Here is a 14,818-nt window from a genome sequence, read left to right as displayed (position 1 = left end):
CCTACCGCTCGCCGCACCGGCGGAGAACAGGCCACTACCCGTCACCGGGACGGGGTATGCCGGGCTCCGGGCCGAGGCCGTCCAGCGGACCGGCAGCCGCACCAGACCGCCGCGCCCCTCAGGGGTGCCGGACACCCGTAGCGCCGCGTAACGTGGGGCGCCTTCTGCGACGGACCCCCGGAGGGCTCAGACCGTCGCCGCCACCCGGACGAGATCGGCCACCGGCCGCGACCGGCTCTCCGGCAGCCAGGCGAGCACCGTCGTCACCGGCGGCGCGTCCGTCACCGGCACGGCGACCAGGTCCCGCCGCAGGTCGACGGCGGCCGAGGCGGGCAGGACCACGGTGGCCCGGCCGAGGGCGATCAGCTGGAAGAGCTGGGTCAGGTTCCGCACGGCGACCCCGGGGCCCTCGGGGCAGCTGCCGTCCGGGGCGGGCCAGCGGGCCGAGGGAGGGCCGGGCGCGGTGGTCACCTCGGCCTGCGACACCGCCGTCCGGCCGGCCAGCGCGTGGTCGCCGGGCAGGACCACGACCTGCCCCTCGGTCAGCAGCGCCTCCGTGTCGAGTCCGGTGACGGTGTCGAACGGCAGATGCAGCAGCGCCACGTCCGCCCGCCCCGAGCACACCAGCTCCCGCTGCTCGTGCGCCTCGCACAGCAGCAGATCGACCGCGCACGCGCCGGGGTGCGCGGCGTACGCGTCGAGCACCTTGGCCAGCAGCTCGCCCGCCGTCCCGGCCTTGACCGCCAGGGCGATACGCGGCCGCCGCTCGGCCGCTTCCCGGGTGCGGCGCTCGGCAGCCTCCGCCGCCGCGAGGATCGCACGCGCCTCCGTCAGCAGCACCGCTCCCGCATCGGTGAGCCGGACCCGGCGGCTGGACCGCTCCAGCAGCACCACCCCGAGCCGTCTCTCCAGGCCGGCGAGCGCACGGGACAGCGCCGGCTGGGCGATCCCCAGCCGCTCGGCCGCTCTGCCGAAGTGCAGTTCCTCCGCGACCGCGACGAAGTACCGCAGCTCACGCATCTCCATGGCGGCACCGTAACCCGCCCTGACCGCTACCGATGCCGCGAAGGCATCGCTGCCAGGCCCGTACGGTGTTGGTCCCCGGCGCCCGGCCGCCGATGCTGGCGGACATGAGCGAACAGACGATCGCGCTGGTCACCGGCGCGAACAAGGGAATCGGATACGAGATCGCGGCGGGCCTCGGCGCGCTCGGCTGGAGCGTCGGCATCGGCGCCAGGGACCGGGAGCGCGGCGCGCAGGCCGTCGCGGCGCTGTGCGCGAGGGGGATCGACGCCTTCGCCGTCCCGCTCGACGTCACCGACGACGCCGACGTGAGGGCCGCCGCCCGGCTCGTGGAGGAGCGCGCGGGCCGGCTCGACGTACTCGTCAACAACGCCGGTGCGGCGGGCGGTTGGCCCGACGAGCCGACGTCGCTCGACCCCGCCGCCCTCCTGCGGCTGGTCGACACCAACGTCGTCGGGGTCGTCCGGGTCACCAACGCGATGCTGCCCCTGCTGCGCCGCTCCGCGCATCCGCGGATCGTCAACCAGTCCAGCCACGTCGGCTCCCTGACCCTGCAGACCGACCCCGCCACCCACCTCGGAGGGGTCAGCGGGGGCTACGCGCCGACGAAGACCTTCCTCAACGCGGTCACCGTCCAGTACGCCGCGGAGCTGCGCTCCACCTCGATCCTCGTGAACAACGCCTGCCCCGGCTATGTGGCCACCGACCTGAACGGTTTCAGCGGGACCCGCACCGCCGAGGAAGGGGCACGGGTCGCGATCAGGCTCGCGACCCTCCCCGACGACGGGCCGACCGGGGGCCTCTTCGACGACGAGGGCTCCGTGCCCTGGTGAAGAGGCGCCCCGGCGCGGCGTGCCGGGGAGGTCAGGCGGCGCCGTCGCTCATACGGCGCTGCAGTTCCCACAGGGACCGGAAGAGCCCCGGCTCCCGGGTGAGCTGGGCGTAAGTGCCCTCCTGCACGATCCGGCCCTCGTCCAGGACGACGATCCGGTCGGCGACCGCCACATTGGTGAGGCGGTGGGTGATCAGCAGGACGGCGCGGTCCTTGGCCAGGTCGCGCAGGCCGGTGAAGATCCGGTGCTCCGCGCGGGCGTCGAGCGCGGCCGTGGGTTCGTCCATCACCAGCAGCGCGGCCTGCCGGTGGAAGGCGCGGGTGAGGACCAGGCGCTGCCACTGTCCGCCGGAGAGCTGCTGCCCGCCGAACCATTCGCTGGTGAGGAGGGTGTTCAGGCCGGAGCGGAGCTCCGGCAGGATCTCCGCGGCACCGGACGACTCGCACGCGGCGAGCACGGCCGCGTCACCGGTGTCGCCCTGGCCGAAGGTGATGTTGTCGCGCATCGTCAGCGGCAGATACGTGAACTTCTGCGGCACCAGCGCGACATGCTCCCATGCCGTCCACGGATCGAGGTCCACCGTGGAGGCGTGGTCCCAGGCCACGTCGCCCTCGGTGGGCAGCAACAGCCCGCACAGCAGGCGGGAGAGCGTGGACTTGCCGGAGCCGTTCTCCCCGACCAGCGCCACGATCTCGCCGCGCTTCACCAGCAGCGAGACGTTGCGCAGGCTGTCCTTCGGGGCGCCGTCGTAGCGGTAGGTGACGTCGCGGACCTCGAAGCGCTGCGGGGCGGCGGTCAGGGAGGCGGTGCCACGGGAGTCGGTCATGGCCTGGCCGTGGGCGTTGTCGAGGAAGTTCTGCCAGTCCTGCACATACCAGCCGGTGCGCACCAGGCGGGCCCCGCCGCTGATGATGCCCCGCACCGAGCCGGTGGCGGTCTGGAGAGCGAACACGGCGCCGCCGCCCGCCGCCAGGTCCATCCGCCCCGAGGCCAGGAGCCACAGCAGCGCCGCCCACACCGCGATCGAGGCGACTCCGCCGGCAGCGGCCCCGGCCAGTCCCATCCAGGCACCGGTGTTCGCGGCGCTGCGTTCGGCCGCGTTGACGGTGGCGGCCAGCTTTCGGTAGCGGCCGGTGAGGAAGGGACCGGCCAGGCAGGCTCGCATCTCCTCGCTGGACTCCATGTAGGCCATGTGCCAGCGCAGTTTGCTCAGCATCCGGCGCCGCCCGGAGGTCTCCAGACCGGCGAGATAGATCACGCGGGCCGAGCGGACGTAGGCGGCGGCCTGCGGCAGGGTCGCGAGAAGGAGGAGGGGAAGGAGAAGCGGGTGCAGGACGGTCAGCACGGTCGCCCCGGCGGCGAGTGTGGCGGTGGCCGCGAGGACGTCCTGCGCCTCCTCGACGAGGTCGGGGGTGACCTGCGCGCCACGGTCGGCGATGTCGTAGGCGTCGTTGTAACCGGGCTTGTTGTTGGCGGCCAGCTCCGCGCCCAGCGCGGCCTCGATCATCGTCAGCTCCGCCGCCCGGCCGAGCACCGGGCGCAGCCGGCCGGTGAGCCAGACGACGGTGATGCCCAGCAGCGCGCGCAGACCGGCGGCGGTGGCGATGACGGCGAGCTGCGGGGCGGCGTCCCACAGGCGCTCGGTGATGTCGCCCGAGGAGACCAGTGCGGTGATCGTGCCCGTGACGGCCAGGAGACCGAGGGCCGCGAGGACACCGGTCCCGATCTGGCACACCAGCAGGCCGACGGTCGCGCCGCGGTCCACGTGCCAGGCCATCCGCACCGAGCGCCGGACGAGGGCGGGCAGGCGCCGTGCCATGGTCCGTGAGGTCAGCTGGGATCCGGCCCCGAGCCGGGACTCGTCCCGGTAGAGATACTCCTCCTCTCGAACACCGGCCTCCTCCGGTGCGTCGTCCGGCGCACCCCCTCGCGGTCGTTGTGGCGGCTGGTCCTGCGTGATGGCCGACGTCATCGTTCCCCCTCGGACGGTCGCTGCGGCAGAGTCACGAGGTACAACGAGGCGGCCGCAATATCGAACACACGTCATCCGGTCGTGCTGTGAGGCCCGTGATCCCCGGCGTCAGGAACCCCGCGGGCGCGGGACCCCTGGTGGGGCCCGGAGCGGGACCGGGCAGGAAGTGGCCGAAACGCCGACACCACCGCGCGGCACGAACCGTTCACCGGGGGAGCGGGCGCCGAGGCCGGCCTGCCCGGTGATCACCCCCGGCTAAAATGCTCACTTCACAAGGGATGGGTGGCCCGAAGAAATGCTAGAAGAGGTCATTGCGACCCGCTACGTCACGCCCCTGCGTGAGGGTGGCTCGCTCCCCGGCATCGTCGAGGCCGACGATCTCGGTACGTACGTCATGAAGTTCACCGGTGCAGGACAGGGCCGCAAGACGCTCGTCGCCGAGATCATCTGCGGGGAGCTCGGCCGGCGGCTGGGACTGCGGGTGCCCGAGCTGGTGACCATTGAGCTCGACCCCGTCATCGGACTCGCCGAGCCCGACGAGGAGGTGCAGGAGCTGCTCCGGGCGAGTGGCGGGCTGAACCTCGGGATGGACTATCTGCCGGGCTCGTTCGGGTTCGACCCGCTCGCCTACGAGGTCGGGTCGGCCGAGGCCGGGCGGATCGTCTGGTTCGACGCGCTGATCAACAACGTGGACCGTTCCTGGCGCAACCCCAACCTGCTCGTCTGGCACGGCGACCTCTGGCTCATCGACCACGGCGCGACCATGATCTGGCACCACAACTGGCCGGGTGCCCAGGCGTCCGCCGCCAAGCCGTACAACGCCTCCGACCACGTCCTGGCCCCCTTCGGGCCGGACATCGCGGCCGCCGCCGCCGAGCTCGCCCCGCTCGTCACCGAGGAGCTGCTCACCGAGGTCGCCGCCGACGTACCGGACGTCTGGCTGGCCGACGAGCCCGGCTTCGGCTCCGCCGACGAGGTGCGCCGGGCCTATGTCGCCCCGCTGCTCGCGCGGGCCGCGACCATCCACGAGCGGATCACGCTGGACGCGCCCACCGCGACCCGGCCCTCCCAGGCCCCGGGCTGGCTCACCGACCGGCTGCCACCACGGCGGAAGCAGGCCGCGGGCGACGACCGCGCCGCGGCGGTCGCCCGTACCGGCGAGGAGGGCGGCCGATGACGCGGCGCGATGTCTTCGAGTACGCGCTCCTGCGCGTCGTGCCCCGGGTCGAGCGGGGGGAGTGCTTCAACGCCGGGGTGCTCGTCTACTGCCGGGCCCACTCGTTCGTGGCCGCCCGGACCTACCTCGACGAGGCGAAGCTGAACGCGCTCGACCCGGACGCCGACGTCGTCGGGGTGCGGGCCGCCCTGCGCGCCGTCGAAGGGGTCTGCGGCGGCGGTGCGGAGGCCGGTCAGGCGGCGGGCGACGACGCCGGACGGCGGTTCCGCTGGCTGATCGCCCCGCGCTCCACGGTCGTCCAGCCCGGGGCGGTGCACAGCGGGCTGACCACCGACCCGGCCGGTGAGGTGGAACGGCTGCTCGACCTCCTCGTGCGCTGATCCGCGCCCCGGCCGGGCCACGACGGCACAGCGGCGGACGCTCCCGCCCGGTGTGACGTACGGCCCGCCGGGGCGTGCGCCGTTGACACCGGGTGCCAGGGCTTCTAGCGTCTCGTCTGCTGAAGGTACTAAGCGGTTGCTCAGCAATCGGAGGTCTTTCCGTCAGGGAGTGTCAGGGCTGGCGGGGAAGCGCCCCGATGTCCGCTGAGCCGCTATCCAAGGGCGAGGAGAACCAAGCATGTCCACCACCGAGCAGCGCGTCGCCATCGTGACGGGAGCGGCGCGGGGCATCGGCGCCGCCACCGCCGTACGCCTCGCGGCCGAGGGCCGCGCCGTCGCCGTACTCGATCTCGACGAGGCGGCCTGCAAGGACACGGTCGAGAAGATCACCGCCGCCGGGGGCACCGCGCTGGCCGTCGGCTGCGACGTGTCGGACGCCGGTCAGGTGGAAGCCGCCGTCGCGCGGGTCGCCGCCGAGCTGGGCGCGCCGACGATCCTCGTGAACAACGCGGGCGTGCTCCGCGACAACCTGCTGTTCAAGATGAGCGAGTCCGACTGGGACATCGTGATGAACGTGCACCTCAAGGGCGCGTTCCTGATGGCCAAGGCCGTCCAGGCTCACATGGTCGAGGCCAAGTTCGGCCGGATCGTCTCGCTCTCCTCCTCCTCGGCCCTCGGCAACCGGGGCCAGGCCAACTACTCCGCGGTCAAGGCGGGCCTCCAGGGCCTCACCAAGACGCTCGCCAAGGAACTCGGCAAGTTCGGCGTCACCGCCAACGCCGTCGCGCCGGGCTTCATCGTCACCGAGATGACCGCGCAGACCGCCGAGCGCGTCGGCATGGGCTTCGAGGAGTTCCAGGCGGCGGCCGCCACCCAGATCCCGGTCCAGCGCGTCGGCCGTCCCGAGGACGTCGCGAACGCCATCGCCTTCTTCGCGGGCGACGACGCGGGCTTCGTCTCCGGCCAGGTCATGTACGTGGCCGGCGGACCCCTCAACTGATCCGAAGGGCAGCGGACATCATGACGGTGCAGGACAGTGGAAAGGTCGCCCTCGTCACGGGCGCCAGCCGGGGCATCGGCTACGGGATCGCCGAGGCGCTCGTCGCCCGCGGCGACCGGGTCGCCATCACCGGGCGGGGCGAGGACGCCCTCAAGAAGGCCGTGGAGCGGCTCGGTGCCGACCGTGTCATCGCCATTCCCGGCAAGGCGCACGACGAGGCGCACCAGGCCGCGGCGGTCGAGCGCACGATGGAGGCGTTCGGCCGGGTCGACTTCCTGGTCAACAACGCCGGGACCAACCCGGTCTTCGGCCCCATGGCCGAGCTCGACCTGAATGTGGCCCGCAAGGTCTACGAGACCAATGTGATCTCGGCGCTCGGCTTCGCCCAGCAGACCTGGAAGGCCTGGCAGAAGGAGAACGGCGGGGCGATCGTCAACATCGCCTCCGTCGCCGGCGTCGCCCCCTCGCCGTTCATCGGCGCGTACGGGATGTCGAAGGCGGCCATGATCAACCTGACCGCCCAGCTGGCGCACGAGTTCGCCCCGGTCGTCCGGGTCAACGCGATCGCCCCGGCCGTGGTCAAGACGAAGTTCGCCGAGGCGCTCTACGAGGGCCGTGAAGCGGAGGCGGCCGCCGCCTACCCGCTGGGCCGGCTCGGTGTGCCCGAGGACATCGGAGGTGCGGCGGCCTTCCTGACCTCCGCACAGTCCGACTGGATCACCGGCCAGACCCTCGTGGTCGACGGAGGAATTTTCCTCAACGCGGGCGTGGGCTGAGAGCGGCCTGGACCGATTTGGCCCTGATTGAGTCAAGTGCCCCGCCGGGTCAGCGGATTGACCTGGTGGGGCGCTGCGGTATGGTCTGCCGACCCATGGCTGATCGAGGAGCGTGCACGTGTTCTACCGGGCCAGTCTGCAGGCTGCTGCAGCCCTAGCTTCCCTTTCTCTGCTGGCCGGCTGCGGTCTCCTTTCCGACAGCGGATCGGAAACGAACCAGAAGATAACCGTCGGGACGACCAGCTCCCCGTCCACGCTCGATCCGGCGGCGGCCTGGGACGGTTCCTGGGAATTGATGCGGAACGTTTACCAGACCCTGGTGAGCTTCCCCACCGGCAGTACGAGCCCGGAGCCGGACGCGGCGGAAGAGTGCAAGTTCACCGACGCCACGAGCATGGCGTACCGGTGCACGCTCAAGAAGAACCTCAAGTTCTCCAACGGCGAGAAGCTCGACGCCGAGGCCGTGAAGTACTCCATCGACCGCATCGTGGACATCCACTTCAAGGGCGGCCCGGCCGGGATGCTCGGCTCGCTGGACCGGATCGAGACCAAGGGTGACGACACGGTCGTCTTCCACCTGAACAAGTCCGACGCCACGTTCCCGTTCATCCTGGCCACGCCCGCCATGTCGCTCGTCGCCCCCGGCGACTACCGCAAGGACAAGATCCGCGACGACGGCAAGGTCACCGGCTCCGGCCCGTACCTCCTGGAGTCCTACGAGGGCCAGAAGACCGCCGAGCTGAAGAAGAACCCGGACTACAAGGGCTTCGCCAACCGGAAGAACGACGCGGTCACCATCCGCTACTTCGAGAAGTCCGCGGACATGGTGAGCGCGCTCAAGGCCGACGAGATCGACGCCACCTACCGGGGTCTGACCGCCGAGGAGGTCGTCAGCCTGGAGGACAACAAGGACGACAACGCCGGCCTCCAGATCGTCGAGAGCACGGGCGCGGACATCCGCTTCCTGGTCTTCAACCCGAAGGACCCGGCCGCCGCGAACCCCGCCGTCCGCAAGGCGATCGCCCATGTCGTCGACCGCGACGCGCTGGTCGAGAAGGTCTACCGGGGCACCGCCGAGCCCCTCTACTCCATGATCCCCAAGGGCATCGCCGGACACACCACGAGCTTCTTCGACACCTACGGCGACCCGGATGTGAAGAAGGCGAAGAACATCCTCTCCGAGGCCGGTGTCACCGAGCCCGTGAAGATGACCTTCTGGTACACCACCGACCGCTACGGCTCCGCCACGGAGCCCGAGTTCGAGGAGCTCAAGCGGCAGCTGGAGGAGTCCGGACTGTTCAAGATCACGCTGCGGGGCGAGCCCTGGCAGAAGTTCCAGGAAGGCTTCAACAAGGGCGAGTACCCGGTCTTCGGCCGCGGCTGGTTCCCCGACTTCCCGGACCCCGACAACTTCGTCGCCCCGTTCGTGGGCCAGGAGCCCGTCACCGGCAGCCCGTACATCAACAAGGAGATCACCCAGCAGCTGATCCCCGCCTCGCGGCAGGAGAGCGACCGGGGCGCGGTCAGCAAGCAGTTCGAGCGGGCCCAGGAGATCCTCGTCAACGACGTCCGCCTGCTGCCGCTGTGGCAGGGCAAGCTGTACGTCGCCGCGGGCGAGGACATCGGCGGCGGCGAGCGGGCACTGGACCCGCAGACCGTCATGCAGATGTGGGAGCTGTACCGCAAGGCCAGCTGGTAGCACCTGGTGGCAGGGACGACGGGCCTCCTCGGGGGCCCGTTGTCAGTGGTGACCGGTAGGTTCTGGGATCAAGAACCTGTTGCTCACCGGAGGTTGTGGACGTGACCGATATCGACCTGCTGCCCGAGTCCTGGCGCGGCGTCCTCGGCGAAGAACTGCAGAAGCCGTACGTCAAGGAGCTGGCGGACTTCGTCGAGGAGGAGCGGGCCAAGGGTCCCGTCTATCCGCCCCGTGAGCAGGTCTTCGCCGCCCTGGACGCCACGCCCTACGACCAGGTGAAGGTCCTCGTCCTCGGCCAGGACCCGTATCACGGCGAGGGTCAGGGGCACGGGCTCTGCTTCTCCGTGCGGCCCGGCGTCAGGACGCCGCCGTCGCTGCGCAACATCTACAAGGAGATGCAGGAGGAGCTGGGCCTGCCCATCCCGGACAACGGCTATCTGATGCCCTGGGCCGAACAGGGCGTCCTCCTGCTCAACGCCGTGCTGACCGTCCGGGGCGGCGAGGCCAACTCCCACAAGGGCAAGGGCTGGGAGAAGATCACCGACGCCGTGATCCGCGCCGTCGCCGACCGGCCCGACCCGGCGGTCTTCGTGCTCTGGGGCAATTACGCGCAGAAGAAGCTGCCCCTGATCGACGAGGAGCGCCACATCGTGGTGAAGGGCGCGCACCCCTCGCCGCTCTCCGCCAAGAAGTTCTTCGGCTCCCGCCCCTTCACGCAGATCAACGAGGCCGTGGCCGCCCAGGGGCACCAGCCGATCGACTGGCGGATCCCCGACCTCGGCTGATGTGGCCCGCCGCCCGTGTCTGACCGGTTATGCGGAAGCCCGGCGTTAGCGTCGGACGGACGGGTGACCGGCCGGACGGGCGACGAGGAGAGCGCAGTGGTGGAGCAGCAGGAGGCGTCGGAGGACGCCGTCATGACCAGGATCGGCCAGGCGATCATGCTGCTCCACGGAGGTGACCGGGAGGAGGCCCGCAACCGCTTCGGCGCGCTCTGGTCGGAGCTCGGAGCGGACGGCGACGCCCTGCACCGCTGCACCCTCGCGCACTACATGGCCGACACCCAGGACGACCCCGGCGACGAGCTGGCCTGGGACCTGCGCGCCCTGACGGCCGCCGAGGGTGCGGGCGGCGGGCGGGCGGCGGAGCACCGGGACCTTCCGGCCGTCCGGGCGTTCTACCCCTCGCTGCACCTCAACCTCGCGGCCGACTACCTCAAGCTCCAGCGCCCCGACTCCGCCCGTATCCACCTCCATCGGGCCCGCGCCGCGGCCGAGTCCCTCGCGGACGACGGGTACGGCGGCGGGGTCCGCGCCGCCATCGACCGCCTGGAGCTCCGCCTGCGGGAGCAGTGACCCCCGGGGCCCCGCAGGCCCCGGGGGCCAGGAACGCAGGAGCGTCAGCGGCCGTACGCCTCCGAGCAGATGCGGGCCTGCGGGCTGCCCGCGGGCCAGCCGCCGTACCCCCGGCCGAGCGCACAGACGTCCGCGCCGCCGGGGACGCGTGGCAGGGCGGGCACCGTGACGGACGGGACCCTCGGGGCCCGGTCGGGCGCCCGCCGCGGCGGCGGGTCCCCGCGCTCGGGCGGCCTGGCGGCCCCCGCCGGCCCGGCGCGTCGTGTCTCCGTGGGGGAGCCGGCGGCCGGAGGCGCGGGGGAGGACGGCCGCGCGGGCGGCCCGCTCGGATCCGGCACGACCTCCAGCCCCTCACGTGCGGGAGGCTGCACGATCTGCGGAGCCACGTCCTGGGCGGGCCCGGTGGCTCCCGGACCGGGCGGCGGGGAAGAAACGGTCCCGGGCGCCACCGAGACGCATCCGGAGACGGCGGTGACCGCTAACCCGACCAGGAGTTTCGCGGTGATTCTGGTTCTCTGCACCCGGCCAACTCTGCGGTGCGGCCCGGCCCCGGGGGGCCCGGTGGGCGGGGAACAGCCCGCACGAGTGACCCGGTCAGCGCGGCGCCCCGCACCCTGCTGACCGGGAGCCACCGACGTCCGGCAGCGTCCGCCGACGGCTCGGGGAGGTCAGACCCCGGTGGCGCCGTCCACGCGCTCGCGCACCAGGTCGGCGTGGCCGTTGTGCCGGGCGTACTCCTCGATCATGTGCGTGTATATCCACCGCAGATTGAACGGTTTGCCCGACGAACTGAGGCCCTTGGAGAAGTCGTCCAGGCCGAACGCGGCCGCGCTCTCGCGCGCCGCCGCCGTCTCCGACCGCCAGACGGCCTCCGTCTCGGCCCAGGTGGTGGTCTCCGACACTGTGAAGTCCGCGTCCGGGTCCTCCTCGGTGGAGTAGAGGTCCGGGAGTTCCTCGCCCGCCAGGATCTCCCGGAACCAGAAGCGCTCCACCTCGGCCAGATGCCGCACGAGGCCGAGCAGGGTGAACGCGGAGGGCGGCACGGACGCCTCCCGCAACTGCGCGTCCGTGAGACCCGCGCATTTCGCGATGAGCGTCTCGCGGTGGTAGTCCAGCCAGCCCTCCAGCATGGGGCGTTCGGCGGCGTCGATGGGGGGTTCAAGGCGTTCGGCAAAAGTCATGGGGGTCATCGTGACCCCTGATCAGGGGGCTGGCCAGGGGTTTTCTGAACGGACCGGCAGCCGGGCGCCAGGCGGCGGCGACGTATGCTGCCGGGGCGCGAACAGCCGCGTACAGCGGCCCGGCACGGCGACAGGGAGACCCTCGTGAAGATCGGTTGCATCGGACTCGGCGATATCGCGCAGAAGGCGTACCTGCCGGTGCTCACCGCCGTACCGGGGGTCGAACCGCACCTGCAGACCCGCACACCGGCCACGCTCCAGGCGGTCGGCGACGCCCACCGCGTTCCGGCCGAAGGCCGTCACGAGACCCTCGACTCCCTCCTCGACGCGGGGCTGGACGCGGCGTTCGTGCACGCCCCGACCGCCGTGCACCCGCAGATCGTGGAGCGCCTCCTGGACGCCGGCGTCCACACCTATGTCGACAAGCCGATCGCCTACGAGTACGCCGAGTCCGAGCGGCTGGTGAACCTCGCCGAGGAACGCGGTGTCAGCCTCGCCGTCGGCTTCAACCGCCGTTTCGCCCCGGGCTACGCGCAGTGCGCGGAGCACCCGCGCGAGCTGATCCTCCTGCAGAAGAACCGGGTCGGGCTGCCCGAGGACCCCCGGACGATGATCCTCGACGACTTCATCCACGTCGTCGACACCCTGCGTTTCCTGGCCCCGGGCACCGTCGACCACACCACCGTGCGGGCCCGGATCGTGGACGGCCTGATGCACCACGTGGTGCTCCAGCTGTCCGGCGACGGATTCACCGCGATCGGCATGATGAACCGGCTGAACGGGTCGACCGAGGAGATCCTCGAAGTCTCCGGCCAGGACACCAAGCGCCAGGTCCTCAACCTCGCGGACATCGTCGACCACAAGGGCCAGCCCTCGGTGCGGCGGCGCGGCGACTGGGTCCCCGTGGCCCGGCAGCGCGGCATCGAGGCCTGTGTGCACGCCTTCCTCGACGCCGTGCGCCGGGGCGAGACGCTCAGCGCCCGGGACGCCCTGGCGACCCATGAGCTGTGTGAGCGGGTGGTCCGGGAGGCCGTGGAGCAGACCGCCTGAGCGCCCGCAGCCCCTCGACGGCGCACAGCGCGGCGAGCGCCGCGAACGCCCCGTACACCGGCCAGTCGCCGAACCGCCCGTAGAGCGTCTCCCCGCGGGCCAGCGGCAGGTCGAAGACCTCCGCCGCGCTCGCGTCCGTGCCGAGCGGGCGGCCCGCCCGCTCGCCCCGGGGCCCGTACGCCGCGCTGATCCCGGTGAGCGTGGCGTGGACCATCGGGCGGCCGTTCTCGGCGGCCCGCAGCGCCCCCAGCGACGCGTGCTGGGCCGGGGCCCAGCTCTCCTGGAACGTCGAGGTGGCGGACTGGGCCACGAGCACCTGCGCACCGTCGCGCACCAGCCTGCGGCTCATGTCGGGGAACGCCGTCTCGAAGCAGACCAGCGGGCCGATCCGCAGCCCCCGCGCCCCGTCCGGCAGGGTCATCACCACCTGGCGGTCGCCGCGCAGCCGGTCCTCGCCCGCCGCCTTGCCCACGGAGGTCGCCCACCCCAGCAGGGAGCGGGCCGGGACGTACTCGCCGAACGGGACAAGGCGCATCTTGTCGTAGCGGTCCCCGGTCGGCCCGTCAGGACCGACGAGCACGGCCGACTTGAAGATCCCCGAGCGCCCCGTACCGTCCGTCTGCCGGGCGTCCACGTTGACCAGCAGGTCCGCGCCGACCAGCCGGGACAGCTCCGCCAGCCGCCGCGCGGTCTCCGGGTTCTCCCACGCCCCGGCCCCGATACTGCTCTCGCCCCACACCACCAGGTCCACGCCCCGGCCCGCCAGCGGACGGGTCAGCTCCTCGCCCCGGTCGAGCCGGCGCGCGACGCTTCCCGGCCCCTCCACGATCCCCGGCTGTACGACGGCGATCCTGACTGTGCCCGCGTCCTCGGGCCGGGGCGCCCAGGCCCACATCGCGGTCACGGACAGGGCGCACACCAGGAGCGCGACCCCGGCGGCCGTACGGGCGCGGGGTACGGCGATCAGCAGCGCCGCACCGGTGTTCACCGCCAGCACCAGCAGGCTCACCAGCCACACCCCGCCCACCGAGGCGACCCGCAGGGCGGGGGAGACCTCCCACTGACTCGCGCCGAGGAGCCCCCAGGGTCCGCCGAGCCCCTCCCAGGACCGGACCAGCTCGATCAGCAGCCACCCGGAGGGCACGACGACCACGGCGGCCACGGCGCGCCGCGCGGAGGGGGAGCCGCCGAGCAGCCGGGACACCAGCAGGCCCCAGGGGGCCCAGAGCAGCCCGAGCAGGGCGGCCAGCAGCACGATGAAGACATGGAGGCTCGGCATCAGCCAGTGGTGCACGGCGATGACGAACCCGATGCCGCCGATCCACCCGTCCAGCACCGCGCGGCGCGGCGTGCGGGCCGTGCGGATCAGCAGCAGCCAGGGGACCAGGGCCACGTAGGCGAGCCACCAGAGCCCGGGTGCGGGGAAGGCGAGCGCGGGCAGTGCCCCGGCGAGCAGGAGGGCGGCGGCCCGGGTCCAGGGTGACGCGAGCCGGCCCGCGCCGGTGGAATCCGGGCCGCCCGCAGTCGGCCCGTCGCCGGATGTGCCGCCGCCGGGCGTGACGCCGCCGGGCGTGTCGTCACCAGAGGCGCCGCCGGACGTGCCGGAGCCGCCGCTTCCGGAGGTGTCGGCCGCGTTCCTGCCGACCGGGAGACGCCCGCCCCGGATTCGCATGCCGTGCCCTCCTCGGTCCCGCGCGGGCGGGCGATCGCCCCGCCGCGTCGACCCCTGGATACCCAGTGTGGGGGAGGTGATCCCCGCCGGACACAGGACGCGGGCCGAGCGGGGCACGGCAGACGGCTCCAGGGCCAGGCAGGCGGCACTCGGACGACAGGCTCTACGGGGTCCGGCGCCACTTCTCGTGGACGGTGACCGTACGGATCAGCCAGCCCGCCTCGGCGCGGTGCAGCGCGAAGGTGTAGCGGCCGCCGGTCACGAAGTCGGGCGTGGCGGCACCCGCCTTGCCCGGCGTGTCCGCGTCCGGACCGCTCGCCGTCCGCCGGGCCAGGCACATCGGATTGAGGTAGTCGGCCCGCACCTCGGCCCAATCGCCCGTGTAGCCGCCCAGGTCCTCCAGGTCGATCCGGCGGTTGACGATCAGGTGCTGGCGTACGGGGAAGAGACGCATCGTCTCCTCCAGCCACCGGGCGACCTCATCGGCCGGGCCCTCCATGCCACCCGCGCCCCGGTAGTCCGCGCGGCCGTCCGGGGTGAACAGGGCACCGTAGTCCGACCAGGCCCCGTCGTCGACGGCCACCGCGTATCCGGTGATCACCGCATCGATGGCAAGCCGGTCCATCACGGTCGCGAGCGCCACACGCTGTGTCATCGGTCAAGTCTCGGCCAAGCCGCCCGCCAGGCCAAGAGTCCTGCG

At 72.3% G+C, this 14,818-nt stretch carries 15 protein-coding genes; 9 read left to right on the top strand and 6 right to left on the bottom strand.

Annotation, left to right across the window (positions count from 1 at the left end; all coding sequences use genetic code 11):
• Positions 1-186: 186 nt before the first annotated feature.
• Positions 187-1,026, bottom strand: a complete 840-nt coding sequence (locus IE134_RS14080) for a LysR family transcriptional regulator (protein WP_126931952.1) — start codon at positions 1,024-1,026, stop codon at positions 187-189.
• Between the two features lie 92 nt (positions 1,027-1,118).
• Here IE134_RS14080 and IE134_RS14075 point away from each other — a divergent pair, with 92 nt between their 5' ends.
• Positions 1,119-1,856, top strand: a complete 738-nt coding sequence (locus tag IE134_RS14075; RefSeq protein ID WP_098020351.1) for an SDR family oxidoreductase — start codon at positions 1,119-1,121, stop codon at positions 1,854-1,856.
• Positions 1,857-1,887: 31 nt separating this feature from the next.
• Here the strand turns inward: IE134_RS14075 and IE134_RS14070 are convergent, their stop codons facing one another.
• Positions 1,888-3,828, bottom strand: coding sequence for an ATP-binding cassette domain-containing protein (locus IE134_RS14070; RefSeq protein WP_098020352.1), 1,941 nt, complete (start codon positions 3,826-3,828; stop codon positions 1,888-1,890).
• Positions 3,829-4,123: 295 nt separating this feature from the next.
• On the opposite strand from IE134_RS14070, the gene IE134_RS14065 reads away from it, so the two are divergent.
• From IE134_RS14065 to IE134_RS14035, 7 genes are all read left to right on the top strand, one after another.
• Entirely contained in the window at positions 4,124-5,005 is an 882-nt protein-coding gene (locus IE134_RS14065; protein ID WP_030713757.1) for a HipA family kinase, read from the top strand.
• Positions 5,002-5,385 carry a DUF3037 domain-containing protein gene (locus IE134_RS14060; protein ID WP_030713760.1) on the top strand — a complete coding sequence of 128 codons (384 nt, stop codon included), beginning with the start codon at positions 5,002-5,004 and terminating at the stop codon, positions 5,383-5,385. Before IE134_RS14065 ends, IE134_RS14060 begins: the two co-directional genes overlap by 4 nt.
• Positions 5,386-5,623: 238 nt before the next feature.
• The gene (gene fabG, locus IE134_RS14055; protein WP_006122981.1) at positions 5,624-6,385 is read left to right on the top strand and encodes a 3-oxoacyl-ACP reductase FabG; all 762 of its coding nucleotides are present in this window, start codon (positions 5,624-5,626) and stop codon (positions 6,383-6,385) included.
• Between the two features lie 20 nt (positions 6,386-6,405).
• On the top strand, positions 6,406-7,161 hold the full coding sequence (locus tag IE134_RS14050; protein ID WP_189430651.1) for an SDR family oxidoreductase: 756 nt from the start codon (positions 6,406-6,408) through the stop codon (positions 7,159-7,161).
• 118 nt (positions 7,162-7,279) lie between these two features.
• Positions 7,280-8,860, top strand: coding sequence for an ABC transporter substrate-binding protein (locus IE134_RS14045; protein ID WP_030713769.1), 1,581 nt, complete (start codon positions 7,280-7,282; stop codon positions 8,858-8,860).
• A gap of 101 nt (positions 8,861-8,961) precedes the next feature.
• Complete coding sequence (locus tag IE134_RS14040) at positions 8,962-9,645, top strand: uracil-DNA glycosylase (RefSeq protein WP_030713772.1); 684 nt, start codon at positions 8,962-8,964, stop codon at positions 9,643-9,645.
• Positions 9,646-9,741: 96 nt separating this feature from the next.
• A complete protein-coding gene (locus tag IE134_RS14035; protein WP_030713775.1) occupies positions 9,742-10,215 on the top strand; it encodes a hypothetical protein in 474 nt (157 codons plus the stop codon).
• A gap of 44 nt (positions 10,216-10,259) precedes the next feature.
• On the opposite strand, the gene IE134_RS14030 is transcribed toward IE134_RS14035, so the two are convergent.
• Both IE134_RS14030 and IE134_RS14025 read right to left on the bottom strand, forming a co-directional pair.
• Positions 10,260-10,736, bottom strand: coding sequence for a hypothetical protein (locus IE134_RS14030; protein ID WP_078614398.1), 477 nt, complete (start codon positions 10,734-10,736; stop codon positions 10,260-10,262).
• Positions 10,737-10,883: 147 nt separating this feature from the next.
• Positions 10,884-11,405 carry a DinB family protein gene (locus tag IE134_RS14025; protein WP_373296798.1) on the bottom strand — a complete coding sequence of 174 codons (522 nt, stop codon included), beginning with the start codon at positions 11,403-11,405 and terminating at the stop codon, positions 10,884-10,886.
• A gap of 135 nt (positions 11,406-11,540) precedes the next feature.
• Here IE134_RS14025 and IE134_RS14020 point away from each other — a divergent pair, with 135 nt between their 5' ends.
• Positions 11,541-12,446 carry a Gfo/Idh/MocA family protein gene (locus IE134_RS14020; RefSeq protein WP_126931953.1) on the top strand — a complete coding sequence of 302 codons (906 nt, stop codon included), beginning with the start codon at positions 11,541-11,543 and terminating at the stop codon, positions 12,444-12,446.
• On the opposite strand, the gene lnt is transcribed toward IE134_RS14020, so the two are convergent.
• Together lnt and IE134_RS14010 are read right to left on the bottom strand one after the other, a co-directional pair.
• A complete protein-coding gene (lnt, locus tag IE134_RS14015) occupies positions 12,370-14,118 on the bottom strand; it encodes an apolipoprotein N-acyltransferase (protein ID WP_189430649.1) in 1,749 nt (582 codons plus the stop codon). The two genes, IE134_RS14020 and lnt, sit on opposite strands and share 77 nt — an antisense overlap.
• A gap of 163 nt (positions 14,119-14,281) precedes the next feature.
• Positions 14,282-14,773, bottom strand: a complete 492-nt coding sequence (locus IE134_RS14010) for a nuclear transport factor 2 family protein (protein ID WP_030713784.1) — start codon at positions 14,771-14,773, stop codon at positions 14,282-14,284.
• Between the last annotated feature and the right edge of the window lie 45 nt (positions 14,774-14,818).

This window comes from Streptomyces rubiginosohelvolus (genome assembly GCF_014649875.1).
In the GTDB taxonomy this organism is placed as follows: Bacteria; Actinomycetota; Actinomycetes; order Streptomycetales; family Streptomycetaceae; genus Streptomyces; species Streptomyces rubiginosohelvolus.
The sequence above is the reverse complement of the archived record's forward strand: the minus strand, read 5'-3'. Positions and strand labels throughout refer to the sequence as shown.

Excerpts from the sequence above, each read along its gene's own strand:
- lnt (WP_189430649.1), bottom strand. The coding sequence starts at position 14,118 with ATGCGAATCCGGGGCGGGCGTCTCCCGGTCGGCAGGAACGCGGCCGAC.
- IE134_RS14060 (WP_030713760.1), top strand. The coding sequence starts at position 5,002 with ATGACGCGGCGCGATGTCTTCGAGTACGCGCTCCTGCGCGTCGTGCCC.
- IE134_RS14025 (WP_373296798.1), bottom strand. The coding sequence starts at position 11,405 with ATGACCCCCATGACTTTTGCCGAACGCCTTGAACCCCCCATCGACGCC.
- IE134_RS14050 (WP_189430651.1), top strand. The coding sequence starts at position 6,406 with ATGACGGTGCAGGACAGTGGAAAGGTCGCCCTCGTCACGGGCGCCAGC.
- IE134_RS14010 (WP_030713784.1), bottom strand. The coding sequence starts at position 14,773 with ATGACACAGCGTGTGGCGCTCGCGACCGTGATGGACCGGCTTGCCATC.
- IE134_RS14070 (WP_098020352.1), bottom strand. The coding sequence starts at position 3,828 with ATGACGTCGGCCATCACGCAGGACCAGCCGCCACAACGACCGCGAGGG.
- IE134_RS14075 (WP_098020351.1), top strand. The coding sequence starts at position 1,119 with ATGCTGGCGGACATGAGCGAACAGACGATCGCGCTGGTCACCGGCGCG.
- IE134_RS14080 (WP_126931952.1), bottom strand. The coding sequence starts at position 1,026 with ATGGAGATGCGTGAGCTGCGGTACTTCGTCGCGGTCGCGGAGGAACTG.
- fabG (WP_006122981.1), top strand. The coding sequence starts at position 5,624 with ATGTCCACCACCGAGCAGCGCGTCGCCATCGTGACGGGAGCGGCGCGG.
- IE134_RS14065 (WP_030713757.1), top strand. The coding sequence starts at position 4,124 with ATGCTAGAAGAGGTCATTGCGACCCGCTACGTCACGCCCCTGCGTGAG.